Below are 24,459 nucleotides of genomic sequence, written 5' to 3' on the forward strand. Positions count from 1 at the left end.
AAACGCTTACTGCACCTTCGCCAGATCACCTTTCAACGCGACGCCCGCCATGATGGCCCCAGCGTGGCATTCGTAGGTCGCCGGGTCTTTGCGCTCGATCTTTTTGTAATAGCTGGCGATGTTGACCACAGCATTCGCACCTGCGCTTTTCGCAGCCTCATTCAATTGCAGAATGGCTGACTGCAAGACCCACTCGCAGGCCTCGTTATCGCTCTTGTTGAAGGCGTTGGTTTTCTTGTTGGTCACCGCATTGGCTGACAGCACTGACACCTTGCCTTTTGGCTGCACGCCAGCGAGATAGAACTTCACGCTGCCGTCGAGCTTTTTCTCCTGGGTCATCTGCGCGACCACCTTGTCGAACGGCAGATACAGCGCCGTGTCCCGAGCCTGGCTGATACCCGGCAGTATGCTCAAAACGACGGCGGCTGTTGCTGCCCAGACTTTCAATTTCATGGTGTCGCTCCTTGAGGTGTTTAAGGGGTGTAGAAGATCGGTGAAGTGCCCCGCCGGAAGTTTCTTCCATTGCGCCGGTGGGTCGCACAGATCAAGCGGTCAAGACCAGCGGCGGAAGATCAACGACGTGTTGACCCCGCCGAAAGCAAAGTTGTTGTTCATCACGAACTCGTGGGTCATGCGGCGGGGCTCGCCGCGCAGGTAGTCCAGTTCGCCGCAGCGGCTGTCGACTTCGTCCAGATTGAGCGTGTGGATGTAGCGGTCACGGTTCATCATTTCGATGCTGAACCATGACTCCAGAGCGCCGCAGGCGCCGAGAGTGTGGCCCAGAAAGCTCTTCTGCGAACTGATCGGCATGCGCGAGCCGAACAGGCTCTGGGTGGCGAGGGTCTCGGCGATGTCGCCCTGCTCCGTGGCCGTGCCATGGCCGTTGACGTAACCAATGGCCTCGGGCGCAAGGCCTGCATCTTCCAGCGCCAGCTCCATGGCCCGGCGCATGGTGATCTGCTCGGGACGGGTGGTGTGCACGCCATCGGCGTTGCTGCCGAAGCCGACGACCTCGGCATGAATTTTCGCCCCTCGCGCCACCGCATGGTCCAGTTCTTCAAGCACCAGCATGCCGCCGCCTTCGCCGATCACCAACCCATCGCGCCCGCTGTCATACGGCCGCGGGCTGGTGTGCGGCGCATCGTTTTTCAAACTGGTTGCATACAGCGCGTCAAAGACCATCGCCTCGGTAGGGCACAGCTCCTCGGCACCGCCTGCCAGCATCAACGGCAAACGCCCGAACTTGATCGCTTCATAGGCATAGCCCACGCCCTGGCTGCCACTGGTGCAGGCGCTGGAGGTCGGGATCAGGCGGCCGGTGAGGTTGAAGAAAATGCTGATATTTGCCGCCGTGGTGTGCGGCATCATGCGCACGTACGAGTTGGCATTGAGGCCTTCGGCCACCGAATTGAGCAGCATGTTGCCGAACGCCTTGATTTCGTCCGTGCTGCCTGTGGACGAACCGCAGGCAACGCCCATGCGGCCGTCACGAATGATCGGGTCGTTCAGCAAGCCGGCGTCTTGCAGCGCCTGTTCGGCCGCGCCGACCGCCAGGCGCGACACGCGGCCCATGCTGCGCAACTGCTTGCGCGTCCAGTGCGAGGGCACCACGAAATCATCGATGGGGCCGGCCAGGCGTGTGTTGAGCTCGGTGAAACGGTCCCATTCGTCCATGCGCCGGATGCCGCTGCGATTGCCGCTGAAACGGGCCTCGATGCTGGCCCAGTCGCTGCCCAATGAAGTAATGCCGGCCATGCCGGTGACGACAACGCGTTTCATCAGCACAGGCCTCCATTGACGGCTAGCACTTGGCGGGTGATGTAAGCAGCTTCCGCCGACATCAGGAAGTTCACTGCGCCGGCCACTTCTTCCGGCGTACCCATGCGCTGCGCGGGAATCATCTTCATCAGGTCATCGACCGGGACGTTTTCGTCGAGCATGGCCGTATCGATCAGACCCGGCGCGACGCAGTTGACCGTGATCTTGCGTTTGCCCAGCTCGATTGCCAGCGCCTTGGCCGCGCCGATCACGCCGGCCTTCGATGCGCTGTAATTGACCTGGCCGCGATTGCCGATCAACCCCGAAACCGAGGTGATGCAGACAATGCGCCCAGCGGCGCGGCGACGGATCATTGGCATCATCACCGGGTGCAGCACGTTGTAAAAGCCATCGAGGTTGGTGCGAATGACGCTGTCCCAGTCGTCATCGGTCAGCGCCGGAAACGCGCCGTCGCGGGTCAGCCCGGCGTTACAGACCACACCGTAGTAGGCACCGTGGGTTTCGACGTCGGCCTCAAGGGCGGTTTTGCATGCAGCGCGGTCGGCCACGTCGAATTGCAGCACGCGCGCCTGACGCCCCAGCGCCAATATTTCGCTTTGCACCGCGTCGGCTTCGGCGCGGCCAGTGCGGCAGTGCAGCACGATATCGTAGCCTGCCTGGGCCAGCCGTAACGCGATGGCGCGACCGATGCCGCGGCTTGAGCCTGTGACCAGAATTGAGTCAGTCATGTACGGCTCCTTCGGCCAGATAGCTCGCCGATTGTGGCGGGCAATAAACATTGAGTCGGGCGGTGGCCTGAATGCCGGTGCCGCTCAGAGAGCACTCGAACACGCCCATGCCGCTGTCGTCCTGCAACGACCGTCGGGCGTGAATGGTCAGCTCGCTGCCGACCGGAAAATGCTCGACGCTGCATTCGAATTTGCGCGTGCCCAGCAGAAATCCGAGCGCCACCGGGTCACCCTTCACGCGAGCCTGGCAGCCGGCAAATGCGGCGACGCTTTGTGCCATCAGCTCGATACCGACCCAGGCCGGCATGCTGCCGTCGGGGCGATTGAACAGCCCGCCGGGTCGAACAGTGACGCAGGTGTGGATCTGCTCTTCATCGAATGACAGCACTGCGTCGATGAGTACCATGTCGCCGGCGTGGGGCAGCAAATCGGCCGGCGGCCACGGGCATGTAGGTGCAGCGCTCATGCTTGCTCCCCGATGATCAGGCTGATGTTGTTGCCGCCGAAGGCAAAGGAATTGCTCATCATCCGCCGCGGCGGCCCGGGATGCAGGGCGTCATTGGCTTCAACCCAACTCAGCGCGGGCAGGCTTGTATCGGCCTCGCCATCCCACACATGAGGCGGCAGTTGCCGCCCGATATTTTCGGGAGCAAGCGCCAGCCAGCAGAACGCCGCTTCCAACGCACCTGCGGCGCCAAGGGTGTGACCGCTCATGGGTTTGGTCGATGAGCACGGCACGCCGAGAGGGAAGACGGCGTTGACCGCCAGACTTTCCATCGCGTCGTTGTGAGGGGTCGCGGTACCGTGCAGGTTCAGATACGCAATGTCCGTGGCAGCCAGACCTGCGCTGCTCAGCGCTCTGCTCATGGCTTCTTGCGCGCCGCGCCCGGTGGGCTCCGGCGCCGAAATGTGGTGCGCATCGGAACAGGCGCCGGCACCCAGCAAGGCGATACGGTGGCCGTCTTCGGCTTCACGCGTCATCAGAAAGAGCACGGCTGCTTCGCCGATATTGATGCCGTTGCGATTGCGCGAGAATGGATTGCACCGCTCGTTCGACACTGCTTCAAGGGACGAAAAACCGTTGATAGTCAGGGCGCACAGACTGTCGACGCCGCCGCACAAGACCGCATCGCACAGGTTCATGTCGAGCAACCGGCGCGCACTGAGCAGGGCGCGGGCGCTGGAGGTGCAGGCGGTGGAGATAACGTAGGCCGGGCCGCTGAGGTCCAGCCATGACGCCAGAAAATTCGCCGGAGCGCTGAGCTCCTGTTGACGATAGTCGTAGCTTTCCGGGAAAGACTGATGGGTCAGATAGCTGGCGATCCCGCGGCTCGCTTCGTCGATGCCCGACGTGCTTGTGCCCAGAATCACGCCGATGCGGCCACGACCATAACGCGCGATCGCCTGCTGAATGTCAGGCTCGATCTGCAGCGCCGCGGCGAGCAACAGCTGGTTGTTGCGGCTGCTTTGTGGGGCAAGCTCGGCTGGCAGGGTGGGCAGCGGACTTTTCACGCCGGCTACCGGCAGCGAGCGCTCTGGTATCCAGCCACCTTCCATGCGCATGCATGAGGTGTCCCCGGCAAACAACGTCCGGGCCACGCTCTGGCGGTCGTCGCCCAGTGCGCAGATCAACCCCAAGGCATTGAGGTACGCCGTCATTGACTCGCCTTGCCTTCGAGCGGGCTGACGATGTATTTCAGCTCGCCGCTTTCCATGCTGATCTTGAAGAAGCCCTCGGAGGCGTAATCGACAAACCAGCGATCATCCAGGCTGCGGCCATACGGACGCAGCTGGACGCCGGGGTAGTCAAAGCGCACTTCCTCCAGGGACGTCAGGGCAAACAACACCGCGGCGAACAGCTCCCGGGCTTCGTGGTTAGGCGGCAGCAGGCCGTCGGCCTTCCAGCGCTCTTCGCGAAGCTGCTGGCGCGCCACCGGGATGCCGAGTGGGTCCATCAGCGAGAAACGCAGGCCGTGGCGTTCTTTCTGGATCACCATCAGCCAGTCCTGGCGTTGACCCGCCTGTTCGCGCTGGACATGCAGCTGCACCGGGAATTTGATATGAGGCGTTTGCGCCGGCAGCGGCGCATGGCTGGCGCAGCCACTCACCAACAGGACGCAGACCAGCAGAAAGGCGCGAATCATGAGGTTTTACCTTCTATGAATGCCGAGAGAGGTTTGCGTGCGACGACATTGATCAGCGTCTCTTCACGTTCACCAAAGGGCTTGGGTTTGACCAGTTTCAACCGCTCCAACAGACCGAAATCCCTGGCTCGGCTCCACCAGAGATAGGGGTACGAAACGTTGTGCGCTGTGAAATGAAAACCTTCATTGCTCAGCATGTCCAGGTATTGTGCCGCGCTTTTCTGGACATGCATGGGATGACGGAAGAACCAGCGAATCACCCACGTGTCGATGTAGGCCTCGGTGGATTCTGCGAACAGCAGGTAACCGCCGGGTTTGAGCACACGGTAGAACTCGGCGAGGGATTGTTCCTGCTCGACCAGATGATGGAAGGTCTGGTGGCAGAAGACCATGTCGACGCTCGCGTCCGGCAGTTGCAATGCCGCGCAATCGCTGCCGATCAACTCGACGTTCAAGCCACGGCGCCGGGCCTCTTCGGCGCTGAGCTGCAGGCTGAGCGGATCGGCGTCGATGCCGAGAATTTTCGTCGGCTTGAAAGCGCTCTGCAGGTACTGAAACGACTTGCCTTGCCCGCAACCCGCGTCCAGCAACACCGGGTTCTGCGGCAGCGCTTCGCTAAACAGGCTGCGCAGGTCGTTGATTGCCACGCGCAATACGTGGTGTTGCCAGGTATGACTGCGCAAAAACAGGAAGCCCAGACGCGTTTCTTCGACGTAACTGTCGCTGAAATACTGGCCCCTCATGGGCGTGGGCCCGCGCAAATTTCGGCCAGCATGCGCAGGCGACGTTTGGGTTCGGCGACGAACGGGTTGCGCTCGTCCCATGCGTAACCGGCCAGGATCGAGCTGATCATGCGGCGTATGTCGGGGCTGCTGCCCGGATAGAAAATGACGTTTTGGAAGCTGCCTTCGTACCAGCCTTCGACGTAGGCGCGGAAGGTGTCGACACCGCGTTTCAGCGGCGCTGCAAACTCGGTGTCCCAGTCAACGCTCTCGCCTTGCAACTGACGATGCAGGACACCGGCGGCCATGCTTGCCGAGCGCATGGCGATGGTCACGCCAGACGAAAACACCGGGTCGAGGAATTCCGCCGCGTTGCCGAGCAGGGCAAAGCCTTTGCCGTGCAGGGCTTTAACATTGGCCGAATACCCGCCGATGCTGCGGGCTGGTGTGTCCCAGACAGCGTTTTGCAGCACGCGGCTCAGGCTTGGGGTTTCTTCAATGAACGCGCGCAGGCAGGCGTCTAGGTCATCGGGCTTGCCTTCGAAGCGTTCCGCCGATGCCACGACGCCCACCGAACAGCGGCCATTGCTGAACGGTATCGACCAGAACCACACATCTTTCAACGTTGGGTGAACCGTCACCAGAATCTTTTCGCGATCAAAGCGCGGGTCGTCGATGCGGTCTTCAACGTGGGTAAAAACCGCCTGACGCAGCGGAAAGGCCGAAGGCGCCTCCAGGTCCAACAGGCGCGGCAACACGCGACCATACCCGCTGGCGTCGAGGACAAACGTCGCTTGCACGCGATAGCCCGTGCCATCTTCGCGCTGCACATCGATGATCGGATTCTCGCCCGAAAAGTCTGTGGCGGTGATGGTTTCCCGGTACCGAATTTCAACGCCCTGGCGCTCGGCTTCGTCGGCCAGCAGTTTGTCGAAGTCGGCGCGCTGCACCTGAAAGGTGGTGGGCTTGCCGTTGCTGAACGTGTCGCCGAAGTCGAACGCGCTGTACTGCTCACCGCAGGCGAATGCGGCGCCGTTTTTCCGCTGGAAGCCGGCAGCATTGACCGCCTCCAGCATGCCTGCTTCTTCGACAAAATCCAGGCAGTGAGACAGCAGGCTCTCGCCGATGGAGAAGCGCGGAAACTGTTGGCGCTCGATGATCAGCACGTCGTGGCCCTGACGTTTGAGCAATGCGGCGGCGATGGCTCCGGCTGGACCGGCGCCGATCACGACGATCTGGCGACATTCCATTTCAGCTATTGGCACAAGGTTTCCTTTTCGAGTGTTTTGACGTCTTGCAGATCAAGAGGGCGATTCATGCCCAGGAGGGCAGGCAACAGCGTGGCGATCAGGCTCATGAGCATCAGCGCGAAATACAGCGACGGACTGATCAGCCCCTGTTGCAGCAGCAGATTGAGGAACACGATTTCGCTGAGGCCACGGATGTTCAGCAGCAGCGCTTCTTTCCAGCGCACCGCACCCGGGAACGAAGGCGCGGCCCAGCGCAGGCCAATCCAGTTACCCAGCAGCTTGCTGACAATTGGTAGCACAACGAGCGCGATCAGGTTAAGGCCGCCCAGTTCGCCGATGGCGCTGTGAATATTGATCTGGACGATGCCGAACGTGAGGATCAGCGGGATCGCCAGAAAATGCTGCAGCGCTTTGAACGAGGCGGTGCTCAGCGGCAGGGCGAAGGGTTGCCTGAGCGCATTCATGCACAACAGGTAGCCGATCCCGACAATGAGCGCGTTGAGACGGTAGTGCTCGGCGAGCATCAGCAGGACAAAGAAAACCGCCCCGTACACTGGCGGCTGCCGAATCTGCGGCAGCCGCAACAGCAGCGGCACGCAGGCGAGGAGCAGCGGGACAACCAGGCTGCTCAGATGCAGGCTGCCCTGCGCCAGCCCGAACAGGCCCCAGCAGGCGAGATCGATGAGAATCGCGGTTTGCACCAGACGCCGCGTGGCGTGGGGCGGGTAGCCGATGTGGTTGAGGTAAAGGTAAAGCACGGGAATGGCGGTGATGGCGAACACTAGCCCCAACGCTATTGTGCTGAGCCCGCTCGACGCTGGCAGCAGCCACATCGCGCAGCCTACGCCGCAAAGGAACGGCACGCAGAAGCTGGGCACCGCGACTTTCAGGCTCTGCGGGTCGAGACGCACATCGATCACGTCACTGAGGATATGCCCGAGCACCACCGCGAAGCTCAGCCCGTACAGGGTTTTCAGCCAGGTCGGCGCGACCAGTTGCGCGCCGGTGAGCTGCCACCGGGGCTCGACGAGCAGTAGCATCAGCAGCGGGATGGCAAACGTCGCCAGCAGCAATTGACTGACGATAGGGATCAGGTTCAGTCGCGCGCCGAGCCGACTGGCGAGTGCGAACAGCCCGAGCACCAGTGCCCAGAACAGGACGATTGTCATGGGCGTGCCTCGTGCTGACGCGCGGCGCTTTCATGCTGACGCCCTGCCCAGGGCGCGAGGATGAAGCTGAAGGCCAGCCCGAGGCTCACTGATAGCCCGAAATTGCTCACTGCCGGGGTGCTGGATATCGCCAGCAGACCGAACGACAACCAGGTGGTCGCCGCTGCCAGCAGCGTGCCCAGCAGGCTCACGGCAGCACCGCCAATCTGCTCGCGCATGAGGATCGCGTAGTCGACGCTGATGGCAGTGACCAGCAGCAGGCCAAACAGGCTGAACAGCGTCAGCGGCTGACCGAGCCAGCCCAGACTCGCCAGGCTGCAGACGGCGGCGAGCAACGGCAGGGCAATCACCCGCAGCGCCCCACGCAGACCGAATGGCAACATCAGCAGCAAAACGATCAGCACGCACGACGCCAGCTTCAGTTCGGCAGCACTGATCTGGGTGGCCGCGAACACTTTGTTCAGGTCGCCAAGACGGTCTACCAACTGCACCCCCGGCAGACCCTGCGCCTGCACTCGCAGCAGCGCTGCATCGTTCAAGCCCTGGATGCTGACGATTCCGGCGACGCCTTCATCGTTGCTGCCCAGCCACAGCAGGCGCCAGGGTTCGCCCAGGGGGCCGGCGAGTACGTCGTCGATGCTCAGAACGGGAAGGGCGCGCAGGTTCGACAGCTCGCTCTTCAGTACGTCCGGTGGCACCCCCAGCGCGAGCAACGGCTGCCACTGCGCGGGCAGCGAATCGAGGGCGGCGCGCGCGGCCTGTTGCTGGGCAGGCGTCGCCACCCGTTGATTGAGGGACAAGTAACCCTGCAGTTGGCCTTGGATGACGAGTTGATCGAGCCGCTGGCTCAACGCGGTCTGGCGTTCCAGCAACTGCTGCTCATCAGTGCCGCGCACGAGGAAGAATTGGCTGGTGGGTTGATAGCCGGTGATGCGCGCCACGGACCTCGCCTCGTCGGTCAGGCTTTGCGGCGCGGCGATCCACTGGCGAATGTCGTTCCTGGTGGTCAGTTGAAGAAGCCCGGCTGTGCAAAAAACCAGCAACAGACCCAGAAGTACCGGCGTGCGGACGCGAGTGAGCAGACGGGCGTGGGCGTTCATCAAGGCTTCGGCGATACTCAGCGGCCATTGCGCAGGCCGCAACTCCACCCCGTTGAGCAGCGCCGGCAGCAGGCACACCGCCGTTAGATAAGCGCCCACCAGACCGGCCGCCGAGAACACGGCGATCTGCGTCAGGGCCGGAAAGGGCGTCCAGGCGAGCGCCAGATAGCCGATGCAACTGGTCACCAGACTCAGGCTCAGGCCCGACAGGGTGAGGCGTAACGCCGGCCAACTGCGCCAGGGTTTCAGGCTCCAGCTTTTAGAGAGGTAGTGCAGCGGATAGTCCACCGCCACACCGATCAGGCTTGAGCCCAGCACCAGTGTCATGACGTGCATCGTGCCGAACAGCGCGACGCAGGCCGTAGCGCCGAACAGCATGCCGACCATCACGGGAATGAACGCCAGCAGCACGCGCCAGCGTTTGAAGGCGAGCAGCAGCAACAGCAGGATGCCCAGCGTGGCTCCGCCACCGACCCAAGTAATTTCCCGCGTGGCCTGCTGCTGGCCGTGGGCGGCGTACAGGAGACCGCTCGCCGCGAGCAATTGGGCATCGCCGGCGCTCGCCTGCTGCCGGGCTTCGTCCAGCAGCGCGGAAACACGGAGCGGCATGCGCATGTCGAAGGCGTCGGCGCGGGTACGGGCGCGCAGCAGCACCCAGCTTTTGCCGTCGGCCTTGGCAATCAGCGCGCCGCTGCCGATGTCCAGTTGCACCGAACCCTGGATCGGCTGGCCATTCTGAATGCGTCCGGTCAGCCCGAGCCAATCCTCCTGGCTCGGCACCAGGCTAAAGCCGCCAAAAGGGTCAAACAGGCTTTGCACGCGGTTCTGGATAAACGTCTCGGGGTGCTCGATGAGTTCGGTGCGATCCCTGGACGGCAGCATCGCCAGGCGCCCGCGCAGCAGTTGTTCACGCAGGGCCGGAAGATCGGCCTGCACATTCCACTGGACCTTTTCGAAGAGACCGCTGGCTTGCCACTTTTCGCTTAGCTGGCGCGCCAGTTCTACGGCTTGGGCCGGGTCGGCGTGACCGACCAGCACCAGCATCTCGCGGTTCATCGGCTCCTGAATGCGCTGTTCGGCGCGCAGCTCCAGCGCATCCGGCGTGCTGCCGGGCACCAGCTCCATCAGGTTGGCCGACAGCGGTGCGCCGTGACGCCACTGCCAGCCAGCGAGTGCGAGCACCGCCAGCAAGATGATCAGAAACAGACGCGGCAACAGGCGTTCAATCGGCAAAATCAGCGCGCTCCGAGTCGCTCAACGGCTGGGCGCTGGAGCTGTCGATCATCTTGAGCAGCGTGCTGTCGCCTTGTGTCTCAAGCAATTCGATACGTTGCACCAATGCACCGCCATTGATGTTGATCTGCTTGAACACTTGTTTGAGCAACATCGAACGCGGGACCAATGTCAGTTGCCAGGCCTGGACGTCGCCACTCAACTGCACGTCGAAATCGCGCTGCAGGCCGCTGCTGTCACCCTGCAAGACGGCGAGAAAAAGCCGGTTCTGCTCGGCGCCTGCGCTTTTGCCGGGCAGCATCTGCCAGCCGCCGTCGGCGCCAGTCTCGCGACGGGCGATGCCGGCGGCGGTGATGCGGTAATCCTGTTTGAGCGGCGTATCGAGCAGCCAGAGCAGACCTGAATCCTTCGCCAGCACGAACTTGCCCGTGCTGGTCAACGGCTGGGGCAGGGCACGCAAGTGTTTTTCCTGCACGAAAGCGCCATGGATAACGCCGGGTTTTGCCAGTTGCTCGCTCAATTGCTGCAACTCGAAGGCGTGGGCGCCGAAGCTGAGAAACAGCGCTGCAATTGCGGGAACGAGCGTGCTAGCGAAGCGTTTGAAGGCCCCACGTTGTTTCACATGGCGCAAATGCGTGTTGGCGATGTCCCCGAGCAAACTCGCGCTCATCAAACACCCGTGCAGATGCGTCTGCCGAAAGGTCAATTGTGGGAGCGAGCTTGCTCGCGAAAGGGTAGGGACATCCGTTAAATCTTCAGCGGCTGAAATGTCGTCTTCGTGAGCAAGCTCACTCCCACATGATTGAGTTTGCTGCGCCAAAGTGTGGTGTCTGGACAATAGGGAGTCTCCCGCGGAGGTCAGCATGTCAACGCCCTCTCAACCGCTTCGACAAACACCTTGGGGGAGGCCAGTTGCATCTCGCGCGAGTTCACGTCGACGGCCACTTGCACGGTGCTGGCGCGCGTCAGGCGCTCCCCGGTCGCGACATCGGTGATCAGGTAATCAATCTTCAAGCGGTTCTCCCATTCCACGAGACTGGCGCGCACGTTGATGCGCTGGCCGAAGACCGCGCCGCGCACGTAGCGCAGTTGCAGGTCGATCACCGGCCAGGCATAACCGGATTGGAGCATGTGCGTGTAGTTGTGGCCGATCTTGTCGAGCAGCGCGCAGCGCGCCACTTCCAGGTACTTCACGTAGTGGCCGTGCCAGACGACATGCATGGTGTCGATGTCGAAGAATGGCACCAGCACTTCGGTGTCTTCGTGGATCACGCCTTTGCTACGCATGCAGCCCCCAATGTTGTGCGGCGATGCGTTGCAGGCACAGTCGCAGCTCGCCTTCCAGCGCGCGGTCTTCGATCACCGGCGGGAAGTCGGCGCGCAGTTGTTCATGCATGGCGGCAAGCGCCGGCGGCAGCGGGCGGGCATCGGCGGTGCGGCTGCGCAGCCAGACACCCTGATTGGCGGCAATCAGGGTTGCGGCGGCGACTTGCTCGGTCAGCTCCAGCACGCGAATCGCGTCACGGGCAGCGATGGTGCCCATGCTCACTTTGTCCTGGTTGTGGCATTCGGTGGAGCGCGAAAACACGCTGGCCGGCATGGTGTTTTTCAGTGCTTCGGCGGTCCAGGCGCTGGTGCCGATCTGCACGGCCTTGAAGCCATGGTTAATCATCGCGCGGTCCGCCGGGGCGCCGGACAGGTTGCTCGGCAAACCGTGGTTGTAACGTTCGTCCACCAGCAACGCGAGCTGGCGGTCCAGCAGGTCGGCGACGTTGGCCACCAGGTTTTTCAGGCTGTCCATGGCGAAGGCGATGTGGCCACCGTAGAAGTGACCGCCGTGCAGCACGCGTTCAGCCTCGGCGTCGATGATCGGGTTGTCATTGGCGCTGTTGAGCTCGATTTCGATGAAGCTGCGCAGCCAGTTCAGGCTGTCGGCCAGCACGCCGAGTACATGGGGCGCACAGCGCAGGGAATATCGGTCTTGCAGGCGATGCAGCGGGGCGGTTGGCGCGTCGATGGCGAGGTCCTTGCGCAGCCAGGCGGCCACTTGCATCTGTCCCGGATGCGGTTTTGCAGCGAACAGGCGCTCGTCGAAATGCTCGGGGTTGCCTTGCAACGCCACTACGTTCATCGCCGTAATGCGGGTTGCCAGTTGCAGCAGGTAATCGGCGCGGGCAAACGCCAGGCACGCCAGGCCCGTCATGACTGCCGTGCCGTTCATCAAGGCCAGCGCTTCTTTGGGGCGCAACACCAGCGGTTCCCAGCCCAATTGACGATGCACTTCGGCGGACTGCCGACGCTCGCCGTTGAACAGCACCTCGCGCTCGCCCGACAGGGTCGCCGCCACGTACGACAGCGGCGTCAGATCGCCACTGGCGCCCACCGAGCCCTCTTCCGGGATCAGCGGCAGGATATCGTGCTCAAGGAACGCCTGAAGACGCTCGAGCAGCTCGACCCGAACGCCAGACACGCCGTGGCACAACGAGCGCAAGCGTGCGGCCAGAACTGCGCGCGTGGCTTGAGCATCGAGCAGTTTGCCGAGCCCGCAGCCATGAAAGGTGTAGAGGTGACGCGGCAGCGCTTCGACGTGGTGCAGCGGCACCGCTACCACGCACGAGTCGCCGTAGCCGGTGGTCACGCCGTAAATTACGCCTTCCTTGTCCAGCAGCGAATCAAGAAACTGGGCGCCCCGGGCGATGCGCTGACGGTAGGCGCTGTCGTTCTGCAACGCCGTCGGCCGCTGGCGGTTGGACAGGGCCAGCACATCCTCAATGCGCAGGTGGCCTTCGCCGAAAATGATGGGCTCAGGTGCGGGGTTCGTCATCGGATTTCCAGAACGGGTAAAAGTTGAACCACTGCTGTGGCGCTTGCAGGCAGTAGTGCGCCAGACGGTCGGCGTAGCGTTGGGTCCACTGGCCGATCACTTGCTGGCGATCGCTGCGCCGCCATTCGATCGCGGCGGCGAACGGTTCGAGAATCACCCGGTAACCGCTCGCGCCCTTGAGGCAGAAAATCAGGTTGATCGGGCATTTGAGCAAGCCGGCCAGTAGCCAAGGGCCTTGCGGAAACGGGGCCGTATGGCCGAGAAAATCGACCCGTGCATTGCGTCCGCCGTGCAGCGGCACCCGATCACCGGCGATGGCCAGCCATTCGCCGCGGTCCAGCCGCTGGCTCAGTTGCAGCATGATTGCAGGATCCAGCTCGCTGACCTGAATCAGCCGCAGATTGGTCGCGCCGGCTTCACCCAGCAGGCGGTTGAACCGCTCGGCATGCTTGGTGTGCACGAGCACGTTCATGGTGACTTTTTCGCCCAGTTCGGCGAGCGCCCGACAGACTTCAAGATTACCCAAGTGCGCGCCGACCAGCATTTGCCCGCGTTCGCCGCGCAACTGGTCACGCAGGTGTGCGTCATCGATGATTTCGATCTGCTCCAGGCCCAGCTTGCCGTTCCACACGTCCAGCTTGTCGAGCAGGGCGTCGGCGAAGGCCATGAATTGCTTGAATACGCGCCAGTGAGTGGGGCGCAACTGCGGCTGCTGGGTCCAGTCGGCCAGACGCTGCTGGTACTGCCAGGCACTGCGGCGGGCGCTGCGGCCGAATAGAAAAAAGTACAGGACGATGCCGTGCAGGATCGGGCTGAGCACTCGACGACCGAGGACCTTCACGCCCCAGGCTGTAAGCTTCATCAGAAGGAAACTGCCACGCTCCTCATGGGACGCCCAGTGTTGCTTTTGACCGGCGTCATTCATGGCAACCACCGCCGCCAGAGGATCAGCGGGAAGCGACCGAGCATGCCGAAGAACAGTTTGGCGTGCATCTTGGAGATAAGGGCGTTGTCGTGGAACAGCCGGAAATGCGAGAGCCCGTCCTGGGGATAGTGAACCTTGGTCGGCAACCAGCGCATCGGCTGATTGCGCCACGACAGGCGCACGAGGATTTCCGGATCGAAATCCATGCGCTTGCCCAGATCCACGGTGTCGATCAGACGCAGCACCGGCTTGAGCGGGTAAACCCGAAAGCCGCACATCGAATCGGGAATCTGCAGCGACAGACTGTTGATCCAGACCCAGACGTGGGTCAGGTAACGCGCGTACAAGCGGCCTTTAGGCACGCTGGCGTCGTATTGCGGGTAGCCGCAGATCAGCGCCGCCGGATGCGCGCGAGAGTGATCGAGAAATACCGCGATGTCGTTCAGGTCGTGCTGGCCGTCGGCATCGACCTGCAGGGCGTGGCTGAATCCCAATTTCGAAGCTTCGCGCAGGCCGGCCATGACTGCGCCGCCCTTGCCTTGATTAATCGGCAGCCTCACCAGAAACACGCCGGCCTGTTGGGCGAGAGCATCAAGCACGGCGGCGCAGGCCGGGCTGCTGGCGTCGTCGACCAGCACGCACGGCAAGCCGGCTTGCAGTAACTCGGCAACCACGGCCGGCACGGCGAGTTCGTGGTTGTAGACCGGGATCACGGCGCAGGGGTTATGCATGAGCGGCCTCTGCCATGAATGTGCTGAGTTCAAGCATCCGCTTTCACCCATAAAATCCGTCCGCTGGAGCAGGCCGCGTCGCCGTTGCGATAGGCGAAATGCAGCTTGCTGCGCTCGGGGTCGAAACGCAGGGTCAGGCTCAGGCGATCACCGGGGCGCACCAGCTGTTGAAACTTCAACACTTCCATGCCGGCGAAGCGGGGCGGCAGGTCCATCAGGCGCTGGGCCAGGTTTACCGCCCAATCGATTTGCACAACGCCGGGCAATATTGGCGTGCCCGGGAAGTGCCCCGGAAAGTGCGCCAGGTCCAGAGGGACGATCAACTGCAGTCGCCACTCGTCTTCGTGCTGTTCCTGTGCGATCAGGTCCGGTGCCTGCGTGCGCGGTGACACCAGCAGTGTGTCAATCAGCGCCTGGGGGAGCTTGCCCTGGGCATTGAGCGGCAGATGGCTCAGCAGTCGCCAGCGACGCGGCAAGGCCAGCGCTTCGCAGTGCGGCACCATGTGCAGACGCAACGCCTGGGTCAATGCGCGCCGACCTCGATTGCGTAAGGCGTGTACGCCGCTGGCGCTCAATACCACCAGAGCACCCAAAGACGCCCGGTTTTCCCGGACCACGCCCATACGGACTTCGCTGACCCACTCATGGGTCGCGAGCGCCTGCTCCAGAAGCGGCAGGGAGATGCGTTTTTCTTCCAGTTTGACGATGCGGTCCAGTCGGCCCAGCAGCTCGAAACGACCGTCTGCCAGGAACCGCACTGCGTCGGACGTCTGTTCGACATGGCCACTTGGCAAGTACGGCGATTCGATGCGCAGGGCACCGTCGTCATCCTGACTTAGCGTGACGTCATCAAAAGCGCGCCACAGCGAGTCCCCTTCGCGCCAGGCGATGCCGCCGGTTTCGGAGCTGCCGAGTATTTCGCTCGGCCACTGCCCAAGTCGTTGATGCAGGCTCGCTGCAGCGTCGGCTGGCAGTGCGCCGCCGGAAGAGAACACCCGGCGCACGGCGCTCAAGTGGTTCCAGTCAAGATTGTCACCCATGCGTTTGAGCAACGCGGGGCTCGCCACCCAGGCGAAGGATGCATGTTCGCGGCTGGCGCATTGCAGGTCTTCTGGAAACGGCAGTTGCTTGCGCACGAAACGGCGTCCGGCGCACAACGGCCACAACACCCGAAACAGCAGCCCATAAATGTGCTGCGCGGCCACGCTGCCGATGATGCAGGCATCGCCCAGGCCCGCGCCCCACAAGCGCTCAAGGGCAGTGACTTCGTTGGCCATTTGGCGCAGGCGTTTCTCGATCAGTTTGGGTTCGCCGCTGGAGCCGGAGGTGCACAGGCTCAAGCTGCACTGATCCAGATCGAGCGCAGCGGGGGCAAGCGGGGCGGCGTTCAGCTGATCGAGTCGGGTGTCTTCCGGCAGGTCCGTCAGCCACAGGTCGACATGACCGGCCCAGCGCTGTCGGGTTTGCGCCTGCAGGTCTGAAGGCAGCAGCACCGCCACGCCGGCGCGCCAGGCGCCCAAGAGTGCGATGGCCAGCTCGGCGGCGTCTTCGAGATGCACCGCGAACCGTGTCACGCCACGCTGTTGCAGTGCGGCTGAGACACGCAGTGCGCGTTCCTGTAATTGGGCGTGGCCGAGGACGGGCGCATGCGCAACGGCGCGCTGCGGATGGGCGTCAAGCAGCAGGTCTTGGAGATTGATCCAGCTCATGCCGGGCCCCGCACGCGCTGGCGAACAATCCATTCACCGGCAAACAGCAGGCCCATCAAGCCGTAGGCGATGAGCCCTGTGTACAAGGTCCACCAGCTCAGCGGCGCCCAAAGGGTCAGCGCGGCGGCGACGAGGCCATTGAAGAGAAAAAACAGGCACCAGATGCCGGTGACCTGGCGGGTGTAGCGAACCGCGACGGGCGGAAGGTCGGGCTCTGTCAGGCGTGCCACTCGCTCGATCAGCGGCATTCCGCGCATCAGGCTCATTCCAAACAGGGTCAGCATGAAGCCGCTGATCAGCACCGGGTACCAGCGCAGTAAGTGCGGGCTGTTGAACAGCCCGAGCAGCAGGCAAAAAACCATCGCCGTCAGCGCCATCGACACGCCGCCTGGACGGCCCTCACTGGTCAGCGCACGCACCGCCCACAACGCGCCGAGCAGCAGTGCGAACTGCCACGGGGCAAAGTGACCCATGCCGAAATACACAGCGAACGGGTACAGCACACCGGCAAGCACCAGGACCAGGCCAATCAGTCGAGTCATGCTGCGCTGTGGACCAGCCGGTAAACCGCGTCGACGACATCGCCCACGGTCCGCACCGACTTGAATTCTTCAGCGGCGATCTTTTTGCCGGTCTTGCGCTTGATGTGGTCGATCAGGTCCACGGCATCGATACTGTCGATTTCCAGGTCCTGATACAGGTTGGCTTCGAGGATGACGCGCTCGGGCTCGAGCTCGAACAGCTCAACCATCGACGAGCGCAGGGTGTCGAAGATGTCTTCACGGGATTGCATGGGTTGTCCTCAGGCCACTTGGCGCGCGCTGACGAATGCCGCGAGGCTGTCGACGTTGGTGAAGTGATTGCGAGTGTCTTTGGCGTCGGCGTCGATCTTGATGCCGTAGCGCTTTTGAATGGCCAGGCCTAATTCCAGCGCGTCGACCGAGTCCAGCCCCAGGCCTTCGCCGAACAGCGTCTGGTCATTGCCGATGTCGTGGGTGCTGATGTCTTCGAGGCCCAGGGCGTCGATGATCAGCTGTTTAATGTCCTGGTGCAGATCGCTCATCTGTGGCGAGCTCCTTGATGAAATGTTGATGCAGATGGTCATTGAGCTTGCGCGACGCCACAGGGGCCGGGCCAAGCGCGGCGAATGCCGCTGGATCGATATCGTTGCCCACGCGCAGCTGAAAATACGGGCGGCGCAGGGGAATGCGGTACCACGGCTCGGCCTTGGTCAGCGTGGTCGGCGACACATGGATGGTCACCGGCGTGATGACGTGGGCCCCACGCAGCGCGATGGCCGCTGCGCCGCGATGGAAGGCTGGGGCCTTGCCGGGCTGAGTCCGTGTGCCCTCGGGAAAGATGATCAGTGTCTGGCCGGTCTGCAGCAGATGCGCGGCTTGTTCCAGCATGTCGGCGCTGCCGTCATTGCTGACGTAGCCGGTGGCCCTCACCGGCCCTCGGGTGAAGACGTTTTGCCACAGGCTTTGCTTGACCACACAGTTGGCGTCACGCACGAGGCCGATGAGAAACACCACGTCGATCAGCGACGGGTGGTTGGCAATGATCATCTGCCCGGGGCGGCCCAGACGCTCGGCCCCCTGAATGTCGTAAGTCAGCACGCCCGCGTTGCTCATGAGGCGGATAAACATCCAGAACAGGCGGCTTATGGTTCGACGCGCGCGGCGTTGATGGCTGCAGGCATCACCGGGCAACAGCGCCAGCAGCGGGAAGACGACCGCACGCAGGCACAACCCGCCCACACCGAACAGGGCAAAGCTCAGGGCCGTGGCCAGCAGACGCCAGTGATAGGCGTCGCGGCTTTTGCTCAGCGGTTGTGTTGCCAGTTCCATAGCCGATTCTTCCAGGGATGTTGCAGAGCGCTCTGTTGTGTCGACAGCACGCGCAAAAGGTTGAGCGCGTGGGGCCAATGGCTGCGCTCGGAGTCAGGCTCGCCCGACTCGCGGGTCGTCAAGGACAGCTGCCATTGGTCACCGGGCGTCAGCAGCAAGCCGAGCGCATAGGGAAACGGCACATCGTCAATCCACGGCGCATAGGCGGCAGGTGGCTGTTCTTCGGTGATCACCAGCAGCACCGCTGGCGCTCCTTCTTCGAGCAAAGCGGCCGCCTCGACGACGCCATGTTCCAGCCCGTCGCCCGCACAGGCCAGGGCTGTCATTTCGCTGGTCTCGCCGCGCAGGATCGACCACAGGCCGATAACGGCGTTGTGGACGGACAGGCTGAACTGGGTAGGCGACAGCGGCTCATCGTTGGCCAGATCGCTGAGGATGTCGAAGGTCCGGGGCGTTTCGCCGTGGCGGGAAACGAACACCAGCGGCAATCGCTCCAGCCCCTCAGCCAATGGCCAGCCTACGCTGAAGGCCATACGGGCCAGACGGCTCAACCGGCGGCGTTGCATGGCCGGCAAAAATGAAACGTCCGGCGCTGCGTCAGTCGGAGCAGGGATACGAGGCTCGTGGCTCCATTGGCGCCACTCGTCGACCGATGTCAGCCCCGGCGCCCATGCGCGCCACTGTGTAATGTTGAACTTGATCACAAAATCATCCTGCCCTGACGCGGGCATACTTCCAGGCTTCGAGTCTCCGAAGTGGCACCAGCCATGGCGCGGCGCTATCACCGAGTGGCGGGCATTATCCCGATGCCATGGCACCGAGGCAAACGCTGAAACAAAACGTGGGTTTACTGGTGACTATTCCTACTGGTATGGCAGCGGTAGCCGACGCTGTGTTGTAGGAGCAAGGTGGCTGTCTATGTTGCGGGCTTCGCCCCTACAGTCAGATTTTTCCGAGAGGCTCGCCCTACTCATCGCGATTGCCTAGACTCGGGACCATTCATCGGGTCGCTGGCGATCCTCCACGGCTAGACGACAACAGGGAGTCTTACATGCGGCGTGTGGTGTTCAATCAGAAGGGCGGCGTTGGCAAGTCCAGCATCGCCTGCAATCTGGCGGCTGTCAGTGCTCATGAAGGTTATCGGACGCTGTTGATCGATCTTGATGCTCAAGCCAACTCGACGCAGTACCTCACCGGGCTGACCGGTGATGAGATTCCCATGGGGATCGCGGATTTCTTCAAGCAAACCTTATCGTCCGGACCGGGCGCTAAAAAGAATCAGGTCGACATTTACGAAACGCCCTTTGACAACCTGCATGTCGTGACGGCGACAGCAGAGCTGGCCGACCTGCAGCCCAAGCTTGAAGCCAAGCACAAGATCAACAAGCTCAGAAAACTGCTGGACGAGCTGGGCGAAGACTACGAACGCATTTATCTCGACACGCCCCCAGCGCTGAACTTCTACGCAGTGTCGGCGTTGATCGCGGCGGATCGTGTGCTGATTCCGTTCGACTGCGACAGCTTCTCCCGTCAGGCCCTTTACGGTCTGCTCAAGGAAATCGAAGAGCTCAAGGAAGATCACAATGAAGACCTGGAGGTGGAAGGCATTATCGTCAACCAGTTCCAGGCGCGGGCCAGCCTGCCCCAGCAGATCCTCGACGAGCTCATTGCTGAAGGGCTGCCGGTGCTGCCGGTTTACCTCGCCAGCTCGATCAAGATGCGTGAATCTCACCAAGCCAATATGCCGCTGATCCATCTGGAGCCGCGGCATAAACTCACTCAGCAATTTGTCGAACTGCATCACTTGCTGGAAACAGGGGCAGGTCATCGCTGACTGAAGCGAGGCGTGGGAGGGTAAATGCTCAGGTAAGTGGCTCGTGGCTTTCCAGGCGCGCTCGCGTCATCTGCCTGGCTCGCTTGCGCGCCTTGTCGGCCATGTCCTTGGGGATTTTGATCGTCGCGTCCATGTCAGCCTGAAGCTGATCCTGGCTGGCGATCAAGCGATGGGTGCCTTCCTCGCAGCCGCAGCGCACCGTCTGGCCATCCGTTGCCACGGCCACGAGTTCGTCGATGAAAGTCGGATTGCCTTGGGCAATGAAACCGATCTGAGCACATTGCTCGCACCAGACCGGATCGCCCATGCGCGCCAGGCGCCGGTCCTCCCACGTGTGCGAGCCTGACGCGCTCAAAACCACGCCGCCGGTTGTCGTTGAATCGCCCTCTCTGACCACGTATGTCATCGCTTCGCTACTCCAGGGTGCCGATAGGAGTGGCGAAGCCTAGCGCAGAATTCGACGAATTCGGGGCGAAGGAGCGCTTTCAGAACATGCCTACAGCGTTGGCTGTCACGCGCTTCGATCGCTGAAGAAACGCCTTTCATATTCCGTGTTGGGTCAGCCAGGCCATCAACTGTGGCAATGGCATCGCGCCACTTTGCCGGGCGATTTCACGGCCGTCCTTGAACAGGATCAGGCTGGGGATCGACCGAATCCCCAATTGTCCGGAAAGCTGCTGATTGGCTTCGCTGTCCAGTTTCGCCAGCCGAACCCGCCCGCTCAGCTGAGTGGCCGCTTGCTCGAAGGTGGGGGCAAAGGACTTGCACGGACCACACCATTGCGCCCAGACATCCATCAGCAGCGGCAAATCGCCTTTGATCTGGCTGGCGTAATCGCCCTGCGTCAGGTTAAACGGTTTGCTCAGCAAAACCGGCTGCTTGCAGCGGCCGCATTTCGGCTGGTCGGCGAGCCGTCCGGCCGGAATGCGATTGAGCCCGTTGCAATGTGGGCAGGGGATCAGCAGTGATTCGGACATGACAAAAGCCTGATGAAGGGTGGATGACTGTTAGGTGGAGTCGGGTGGCTGGGTTATCAAGCTTTACGGGTCCGACTCTAGGGCGGCAGCAATGTTTTACGTTGATAGATCAAGGCGACGGGGGAACTCAGCAGATTCCTACGACCGGGGTCGTAGCTTCCCATTGGTGGTGAATCGGCTCCTGAGTATGCTTCGCCCCTGCCCTCATCGCTCGCATTGAGATGTAGCGAGTGCTACGTTCGTAGCACTTCTGGTGAGGTCCTGCTATGAACCGAAAGAGAAAAAAGATGACCAGTAACTCTACAATTCGGCGCCAGGGTGGCGCAGCAGTCATGACCATTCCGCCCGCGTTCCTCAAGCTTCTCGACCTCGACATTGGGTCCCAGGTCGAGCTGAGCGTCGAGGCCGGGGGCTTGGTCGCAAAGCCTCTTGCGCACATTGCACGCAGACGCTACACCGCGACCGAGTTGCTCGAAGGCGCGAAGCATGTGGCTGAACTCAACAGCGAAACGGCATGGGCCAGAGAGGGTGAGTCGGTCGGACGGGAAATTACCTGATGGTTCGTCGCAAGGCACCTCGTCAAGGTGACGTATACACGATAGACCCAAATCCGGTTTCAGGTCGTGAAATGAAAGGACGGCACCGCTTCGTCATCATCACCTGCCAACGTAGAAATCAGTTGGGTCTGTGCATGGCTGTTCCGGTAACCAGTGCCGGTGTGCATGCGCGAGAGTCAGGGTTGGCCGTCGTCGTCAGTGGTCACGAAACAAATGGCGTCGCGGTCTGTAATCAAGTGCGCAGCTTTGACCTGGAGAACCGAGTGCACAGAGGGTCCGCCAGGTACATCGAAAGTCTGGACCAGATCACAACCAACGACATTGTCTCGAAAGTGCTGAGTGTCATCGACTTGCAAGACTGATTGCGGCGAGCCGAGGTGTGATCCACGTCGGATTTCGCCGCTCGTTTAAGCTCCTGCCCCCTCAGAACATCACATCTGAAGACGCAACGAATTCCTCCTTTCGCCTCGACCTTGGCTGCTCAGTCCGCGCGCTGAACCGAATGGCTTTGCGTTGTTTATCCGAAAGCACCCCCCGTTTGCCCAGCTGTTCGCCGTGCCTGGTCATCGCTAGTGTCAACGCGAGGGGCTGACTGAGGATGCACGTTGGCTCCTGCCATCTCATCGTCAGGGAGTCGCTCATGATCAGCCAGATCCAGGCCGCCGTTGCGGCGGTCGTCTCGAACAAAACACCCGCCTTCGACACCACCGCAAGCGTCGCTCCGAAAGCAGTCGATAAGGCTGCAGCGGCCACCAACGATAAAGCGACTTTTTCGACACTGGCGGCTCAATTGAACGAGAGCGCGGCTCGAGCCGAAAAGAGGGATGCAGGGATGACCCACGCCGAGCTGGGTCAATACGGGCGTAATCGCATCAATGAGTTTTTGATTGAAGGCCGCGAAGCCAACAGCGGTACACGGGCCATGGAAATGCCCAAGACAGACAACCCTGAATTGCTGGACCGGGCGCGAGAGGCGAGCGCATTCGTGACCCGCACGCTGGCTGGTGACAAAAACGTAAAAAGCCCGTTCCAGAACCTGTCGCGCGAACAATTGAACCTGATCACCTTCGACGACAGTGGCGCCTTCACGCTCAACGAACGGCGCGCAGCCTGGCAGGGCGTGCAGAAAATGGACGAGGACTGGCGCAAGGTTGCGATCAACGAAGGGATGATGGAGCAAACACGAACGGGCAAGGCCACCCGGTTCTACGACGACGCCCTGAGCTACCTCAAGTCGCTGCCGTCGATAGAAAAGGCCGTCAGCTACCCCAAAGGAGCAGAGGCCATCCTGGAAGCGCGGATCAAGAGCGACCTCACGCTGCCTGGTTTGTCAGGCACGGTTGGACGTCAGGCGCCGGACCGCAAGCTGACCCTTTACGACATCCTCGCCGGCATCGTTGACACCACCAAAGACAAGAAAACCGACCCGAACAACATAGTGCATACCAAGAAGTTCTCGCCACGCACTTCACCGGTGCCGACCACGATGGCTCCGGCGGTTGAAAAGCCAGCCGCTTCGAGCGCCAGTGCGCTTGCTTCTGCTGCACCGAAGCCGGCGGCTGAAGCCTGATTGTTGAGGTCGTCTTCTGCGTCGGCTCGATGCGCTCTAAAGAACCTATCCGTTCGGGTAGTTGGCATTTTGGACCATGCCTGATTAGCTCTTTTTAGATCTAATAAAAAGGAGGATCTTAAAAATGAAATCTTTAAGTAAAGCCAAGTTGTTGCTCGTGTTTTGTGCTCTGGCGACGATCGGAGTAGCTAATGCAGGGCCTCAAGTGATCGTGAATTTTAATAATGATACGGATGAGGATGCTCTTTATGCGCGCGGAAGTGGCCGTAATGAGGTGGCGACTTACCTGAACGCAATACCTAAGCCGGATAAAGTAGTTAAAGGTGGCTCATCTAGCTTTACCGTCGGCGCTAACGGCTCTTCGCCAATTACCTATGCCACGGTTCGATATCAGGCCGGGGTTAAAACCTGCCAATTTACGACCAGTTATTTGATGAGCTCGACCCCCGGCGGAGTTCGCACACCCAAATGGAATAGAAGTGCTGTCGCCAACGGCGGGGCTAGATGCGACGTCAGCGTTACTTCTGTTAATTATTCCAGTCATGATTGGGTGGTGAGCTTCACCATGCGCTAATCAGGCTAGGTTGTACGAGGGCTGACATTAGCGGCAGCCCTTGTCTGAGCTATGCCTCAAAGAGAAGTCCTCATGATCCTCACTATAAATGCATCGCCTAGAGAAAATTTCATATCAAGCACAGTGGCACCAAAAAGCACGTCTAAGTCCGTCGCCGGAGATATCGAGCGCGCACAGGATGGGTTAGCCAATATCGAGGCTGAGGCCGAAAACTTCTCAGCCTTGGGCCGGCAATTAAATGGCAGTGCAGAAAGGGCGAGTCAGCGAGAGCTTGCTATGTCTCGCAATGAGCTGGCCGCTTATGCAACCGCTCAACAAAGCAAGTTTCTATCTGACGGTTATAAAACCGGGAAGTCTCGGCATGACCTAGAGACGCCGCAAACTGTTGATCCAGTGCTCTTGTGCCGTGCCATAAGGGCTACTCAATACGTTAACTGCTTCAGTAGCAGTGGTCTTAACGTTCGAAGTCCCTTCGATGGTCTTTCCAGGGATCAGTTGCTGCTGATTGCCTATGACGATAGAGGCGGCTACACCGTCAACGAAAGGCGAGCCGCTTATTGCGCCGGTGCTCAGATGGAGGCCGAATGGACCCGAGGTGCCATTGCCCGAGGCCAGCTTGAACGCAGTGCGACCGGCAAGCATCCTGTCTTCATGAGAGAGGTCTTGGACTACTACAAAGCGCTGCCAATGATCGAAAAAGTCCAGGACCGATATCCCTGGAATTACGAAGCTGAAATGGAAGCGAAAATCGCAGAGGAACTCGCGCGGCCGGCAGGGGGCGAG

Annotated in this window: 29 protein-coding genes; 6 read left to right on the forward strand and 23 right to left on the reverse strand. The window is 61.4% G+C overall.

All coding sequences use genetic code 11. From position 1 onward, the window contains the following. Positions 1-6: 6 nt before the first annotated feature. The 21 genes from VF672_RS20945 to VF672_RS21045 all read right to left on the reverse strand — a co-directional run bounded on the left by VF672_RS20945 (position 7) and on the right by VF672_RS21045 (position 18,868). Complete coding sequence (locus VF672_RS20945; RefSeq protein ID WP_331106440.1) at positions 7-453, reverse strand: excinuclease; 447 nt, start codon at positions 451-453, stop codon at positions 7-9. 99 nt (positions 454-552) lie between these two features. Then, positions 553-1,779 carry a beta-ketoacyl-ACP synthase gene (locus tag VF672_RS20950; RefSeq protein ID WP_331106442.1) on the reverse strand — a complete coding sequence of 409 codons (1,227 nt, stop codon included), beginning with the start codon at positions 1,777-1,779 and terminating at the stop codon, positions 553-555. After that, complete coding sequence (fabG, locus tag VF672_RS20955) at positions 1,779-2,507, reverse strand: 3-oxoacyl-ACP reductase FabG (protein WP_331106444.1); 729 nt, start codon at positions 2,505-2,507, stop codon at positions 1,779-1,781. Before fabG ends, VF672_RS20950 begins: the two co-directional genes overlap by 1 nt. Beyond that, positions 2,500-2,973 (reverse strand): hotdog family protein, encoded by a 474-nt coding sequence (locus VF672_RS20960; protein ID WP_331106446.1) that lies wholly within the window; start codon positions 2,971-2,973, stop codon positions 2,500-2,502. The genes fabG and VF672_RS20960 overlap by 8 nt, the downstream gene beginning before the upstream one ends. Then, positions 2,970-4,166: a beta-ketoacyl-[acyl-carrier-protein] synthase family protein gene (locus VF672_RS20965; protein WP_331106448.1), complete on the reverse strand. Its 1,197-nt coding sequence runs from the start codon at positions 4,164-4,166 to the stop codon at positions 2,970-2,972. Before VF672_RS20965 ends, VF672_RS20960 begins: the two co-directional genes overlap by 4 nt. Further along, positions 4,163-4,651 carry a DUF3261 domain-containing protein gene (locus VF672_RS20970; protein WP_331106450.1) on the reverse strand — a complete coding sequence of 163 codons (489 nt, stop codon included), beginning with the start codon at positions 4,649-4,651 and terminating at the stop codon, positions 4,163-4,165. The genes VF672_RS20965 and VF672_RS20970 overlap by 4 nt, the downstream gene beginning before the upstream one ends. After that, the gene (locus tag VF672_RS20975) at positions 4,648-5,394 is read right to left on the reverse strand and encodes a class I SAM-dependent methyltransferase (RefSeq protein WP_331106452.1); all 747 of its coding nucleotides are present in this window, start codon (positions 5,392-5,394) and stop codon (positions 4,648-4,650) included. Before VF672_RS20975 ends, VF672_RS20970 begins: the two co-directional genes overlap by 4 nt. Then, positions 5,391-6,638, reverse strand: coding sequence for an NAD(P)/FAD-dependent oxidoreductase (locus VF672_RS20980; RefSeq protein WP_331106453.1), 1,248 nt, complete (start codon positions 6,636-6,638; stop codon positions 5,391-5,393). The genes VF672_RS20975 and VF672_RS20980 overlap by 4 nt, the downstream gene beginning before the upstream one ends. After that, entirely contained in the window at positions 6,629-7,792 is a 1,164-nt protein-coding gene (locus VF672_RS20985) for a sodium:proton antiporter (protein WP_331106455.1), read from the reverse strand. Before VF672_RS20985 ends, VF672_RS20980 begins: the two co-directional genes overlap by 10 nt. Beyond that, positions 7,789-10,125: a hypothetical protein gene (locus VF672_RS20990; protein WP_331106457.1), complete on the reverse strand. Its 2,337-nt coding sequence runs from the start codon at positions 10,123-10,125 to the stop codon at positions 7,789-7,791. The genes VF672_RS20985 and VF672_RS20990 overlap by 4 nt, the downstream gene beginning before the upstream one ends. After that, complete coding sequence (locus tag VF672_RS20995; protein WP_331106459.1) at positions 10,115-10,795, reverse strand: outer membrane lipoprotein carrier protein LolA; 681 nt, start codon at positions 10,793-10,795, stop codon at positions 10,115-10,117. Before VF672_RS20995 ends, VF672_RS20990 begins: the two co-directional genes overlap by 11 nt. A gap of 188 nt (positions 10,796-10,983) precedes the next feature. Continuing rightward, positions 10,984-11,412: an acyl-CoA thioesterase gene (locus tag VF672_RS21000; protein ID WP_331106461.1), complete on the reverse strand. Its 429-nt coding sequence runs from the start codon at positions 11,410-11,412 to the stop codon at positions 10,984-10,986. Next, on the reverse strand, positions 11,405-12,949 hold the full coding sequence (locus VF672_RS21005) for an aromatic amino acid ammonia-lyase (RefSeq protein ID WP_331106463.1): 1,545 nt from the start codon (positions 12,947-12,949) through the stop codon (positions 11,405-11,407). Before VF672_RS21005 ends, VF672_RS21000 begins: the two co-directional genes overlap by 8 nt. After that, on the reverse strand, positions 12,930-13,874 hold the full coding sequence (locus VF672_RS21010; protein ID WP_331106465.1) for a glycosyl transferase: 945 nt from the start codon (positions 13,872-13,874) through the stop codon (positions 12,930-12,932). The genes VF672_RS21005 and VF672_RS21010 overlap by 20 nt, the downstream gene beginning before the upstream one ends. After that, positions 13,871-14,605 (reverse strand): glycosyltransferase family 2 protein, encoded by a 735-nt coding sequence (locus tag VF672_RS21015; protein ID WP_331106467.1) that lies wholly within the window; start codon positions 14,603-14,605, stop codon positions 13,871-13,873. The genes VF672_RS21010 and VF672_RS21015 overlap by 4 nt, the downstream gene beginning before the upstream one ends. A gap of 29 nt (positions 14,606-14,634) precedes the next feature. Beyond that, positions 14,635-16,314: an acyl-CoA synthetase family protein gene (locus VF672_RS21020; protein ID WP_331106469.1), complete on the reverse strand. Its 1,680-nt coding sequence runs from the start codon at positions 16,312-16,314 to the stop codon at positions 14,635-14,637. Next, a complete protein-coding gene (locus VF672_RS21025; protein ID WP_331106472.1) occupies positions 16,311-16,856 on the reverse strand; it encodes a hypothetical protein in 546 nt (181 codons plus the stop codon). The genes VF672_RS21020 and VF672_RS21025 overlap by 4 nt, the downstream gene beginning before the upstream one ends. Beyond that, positions 16,853-17,107, reverse strand: coding sequence for an acyl carrier protein (locus VF672_RS21030; protein ID WP_331106474.1), 255 nt, complete (start codon positions 17,105-17,107; stop codon positions 16,853-16,855). Before VF672_RS21030 ends, VF672_RS21025 begins: the two co-directional genes overlap by 4 nt. A 9-nt stretch (positions 17,108-17,116) precedes the next feature. Continuing rightward, positions 17,117-17,377, reverse strand: coding sequence for a phosphopantetheine-binding protein (locus VF672_RS21035; protein WP_331106476.1), 261 nt, complete (start codon positions 17,375-17,377; stop codon positions 17,117-17,119). After that, positions 17,352-18,164, reverse strand: coding sequence for a lysophospholipid acyltransferase family protein (locus VF672_RS21040; RefSeq protein WP_331106478.1), 813 nt, complete (start codon positions 18,162-18,164; stop codon positions 17,352-17,354). Before VF672_RS21040 ends, VF672_RS21035 begins: the two co-directional genes overlap by 26 nt. Continuing rightward, positions 18,140-18,868: a beta-ketoacyl synthase chain length factor gene (locus tag VF672_RS21045; RefSeq protein ID WP_331106480.1), complete on the reverse strand. Its 729-nt coding sequence runs from the start codon at positions 18,866-18,868 to the stop codon at positions 18,140-18,142. The genes VF672_RS21040 and VF672_RS21045 overlap by 25 nt, the downstream gene beginning before the upstream one ends. Before the next feature lie 347 nt (positions 18,869-19,215). On the opposite strand from VF672_RS21045, the gene VF672_RS21050 reads away from it, so the two are divergent. After that, positions 19,216-19,998 (forward strand): ParA family protein, encoded by a 783-nt coding sequence (locus VF672_RS21050; protein ID WP_331106482.1) that lies wholly within the window; start codon positions 19,216-19,218, stop codon positions 19,996-19,998. A 28-nt stretch (positions 19,999-20,026) separates the two neighbouring features. Here VF672_RS21050 and VF672_RS21055 read toward each other — a convergent pair whose 3' ends face one another. Together VF672_RS21055 and trxC are read right to left on the reverse strand one after the other, a co-directional pair. Further along, entirely contained in the window at positions 20,027-20,404 is a 378-nt protein-coding gene (locus tag VF672_RS21055; protein WP_331106484.1) for a PAAR domain-containing protein, read from the reverse strand. A 136-nt stretch (positions 20,405-20,540) separates the two neighbouring features. Beyond that, on the reverse strand, positions 20,541-20,975 hold the full coding sequence (gene trxC / locus VF672_RS21060; protein ID WP_331106486.1) for a thioredoxin TrxC: 435 nt from the start codon (positions 20,973-20,975) through the stop codon (positions 20,541-20,543). 287 nt (positions 20,976-21,262) lie between these two features. On the opposite strand from trxC, the gene VF672_RS21065 reads away from it, so the two are divergent. The 5 genes from VF672_RS21065 to VF672_RS21085 all read left to right on the forward strand — a co-directional run. Continuing rightward, positions 21,263-21,532, forward strand: a complete 270-nt coding sequence (locus tag VF672_RS21065) for an AbrB/MazE/SpoVT family DNA-binding domain-containing protein (RefSeq protein WP_331106488.1) — start codon at positions 21,263-21,265, stop codon at positions 21,530-21,532. Further along, positions 21,532-21,894, forward strand: coding sequence for a type II toxin-antitoxin system PemK/MazF family toxin (locus tag VF672_RS21070; protein ID WP_331106490.1), 363 nt, complete (start codon positions 21,532-21,534; stop codon positions 21,892-21,894). Before VF672_RS21065 ends, VF672_RS21070 begins: the two co-directional genes overlap by 1 nt. A 278-nt stretch (positions 21,895-22,172) precedes the next feature. Continuing rightward, on the forward strand, positions 22,173-23,102 hold the full coding sequence (locus VF672_RS21075; protein ID WP_331106492.1) for a hypothetical protein: 930 nt from the start codon (positions 22,173-22,175) through the stop codon (positions 23,100-23,102). A gap of 124 nt (positions 23,103-23,226) precedes the next feature. Continuing rightward, complete coding sequence (locus VF672_RS21080; RefSeq protein ID WP_331106494.1) at positions 23,227-23,676, forward strand: hypothetical protein; 450 nt, start codon at positions 23,227-23,229, stop codon at positions 23,674-23,676. Positions 23,677-23,748: 72 nt separating this feature from the next. Further along, positions 23,749-24,459: hypothetical protein (locus tag VF672_RS21085; protein ID WP_331106496.1), on the forward strand; the 711-nt coding region annotated here is incomplete at its 3' end.

It is taken from the genome of Pseudomonas sp., assembly GCF_036387035.1.
Lineage (GTDB): Bacteria > Pseudomonadota > Gammaproteobacteria > Pseudomonadales > Pseudomonadaceae > Aquipseudomonas.

Coding starts and splice junctions, on each gene's coding strand:
- VF672_RS20945 (WP_331106440.1), bottom strand. CDS start 453: ATGAAATTGAAAGTCTGGGCAGCAACAGCCGCCGTCGTTTTGAGCATA.
- VF672_RS20950 (WP_331106442.1), bottom strand. CDS start 1,779: ATGAAACGCGTTGTCGTCACCGGCATGGCCGGCATTACTTCATTGGGC.
- fabG (WP_331106444.1), bottom strand. CDS start 2,507: ATGACTGACTCAATTCTGGTCACAGGCTCAAGCCGCGGCATCGGTCGC.
- VF672_RS20960 (WP_331106446.1), bottom strand. CDS start 2,973: ATGAGCGCTGCACCTACATGCCCGTGGCCGCCGGCCGATTTGCTGCCC.
- VF672_RS20965 (WP_331106448.1), bottom strand. CDS start 4,166: ATGACGGCGTACCTCAATGCCTTGGGGTTGATCTGCGCACTGGGCGAC.
- VF672_RS20970 (WP_331106450.1), bottom strand. CDS start 4,651: ATGATTCGCGCCTTTCTGCTGGTCTGCGTCCTGTTGGTGAGTGGCTGC.
- VF672_RS20975 (WP_331106452.1), bottom strand. CDS start 5,394: ATGAGGGGCCAGTATTTCAGCGACAGTTACGTCGAAGAAACGCGTCTG.
- VF672_RS20985 (WP_331106455.1), bottom strand. CDS start 7,792: ATGACAATCGTCCTGTTCTGGGCACTGGTGCTCGGGCTGTTCGCACTC.
- VF672_RS20995 (WP_331106459.1), bottom strand. CDS start 10,795: ATGAGCGCGAGTTTGCTCGGGGACATCGCCAACACGCATTTGCGCCAT.
- VF672_RS21000 (WP_331106461.1), bottom strand. CDS start 11,412: ATGCGTAGCAAAGGCGTGATCCACGAAGACACCGAAGTGCTGGTGCCA.
- VF672_RS21005 (WP_331106463.1), bottom strand. CDS start 12,949: ATGACGAACCCCGCACCTGAGCCCATCATTTTCGGCGAAGGCCACCTG.
- VF672_RS21010 (WP_331106465.1), bottom strand. CDS start 13,874: ATGAATGACGCCGGTCAAAAGCAACACTGGGCGTCCCATGAGGAGCGT.
- VF672_RS21015 (WP_331106467.1), bottom strand. CDS start 14,605: ATGCATAACCCCTGCGCCGTGATCCCGGTCTACAACCACGAACTCGCC.
- VF672_RS21020 (WP_331106469.1), bottom strand. CDS start 16,314: ATGAGCTGGATCAATCTCCAAGACCTGCTGCTTGACGCCCATCCGCAG.
- VF672_RS21025 (WP_331106472.1), bottom strand. CDS start 16,856: ATGACTCGACTGATTGGCCTGGTCCTGGTGCTTGCCGGTGTGCTGTAC.
- VF672_RS21030 (WP_331106474.1), bottom strand. CDS start 17,107: ATGCAATCCCGTGAAGACATCTTCGACACCCTGCGCTCGTCGATGGTT.
- VF672_RS21035 (WP_331106476.1), bottom strand. CDS start 17,377: ATGAGCGATCTGCACCAGGACATTAAACAGCTGATCATCGACGCCCTG.
- VF672_RS21040 (WP_331106478.1), bottom strand. CDS start 18,164: ATGGAACTGGCAACACAACCGCTGAGCAAAAGCCGCGACGCCTATCAC.
- VF672_RS21050 (WP_331106482.1), top strand. CDS start 19,216: ATGCGGCGTGTGGTGTTCAATCAGAAGGGCGGCGTTGGCAAGTCCAGC.
- VF672_RS21055 (WP_331106484.1), bottom strand. CDS start 20,404: ATGACATACGTGGTCAGAGAGGGCGATTCAACGACAACCGGCGGCGTG.
- trxC (WP_331106486.1), bottom strand. CDS start 20,975: ATGTCCGAATCACTGCTGATCCCCTGCCCACATTGCAACGGGCTCAAT.
- VF672_RS21065 (WP_331106488.1), top strand. CDS start 21,263: ATGACCAGTAACTCTACAATTCGGCGCCAGGGTGGCGCAGCAGTCATG.
- VF672_RS21070 (WP_331106490.1), top strand. CDS start 21,532: ATGGTTCGTCGCAAGGCACCTCGTCAAGGTGACGTATACACGATAGAC.
- VF672_RS21075 (WP_331106492.1), top strand. CDS start 22,173: ATGATCAGCCAGATCCAGGCCGCCGTTGCGGCGGTCGTCTCGAACAAA.
- VF672_RS21080 (WP_331106494.1), top strand. CDS start 23,227: ATGAAATCTTTAAGTAAAGCCAAGTTGTTGCTCGTGTTTTGTGCTCTG.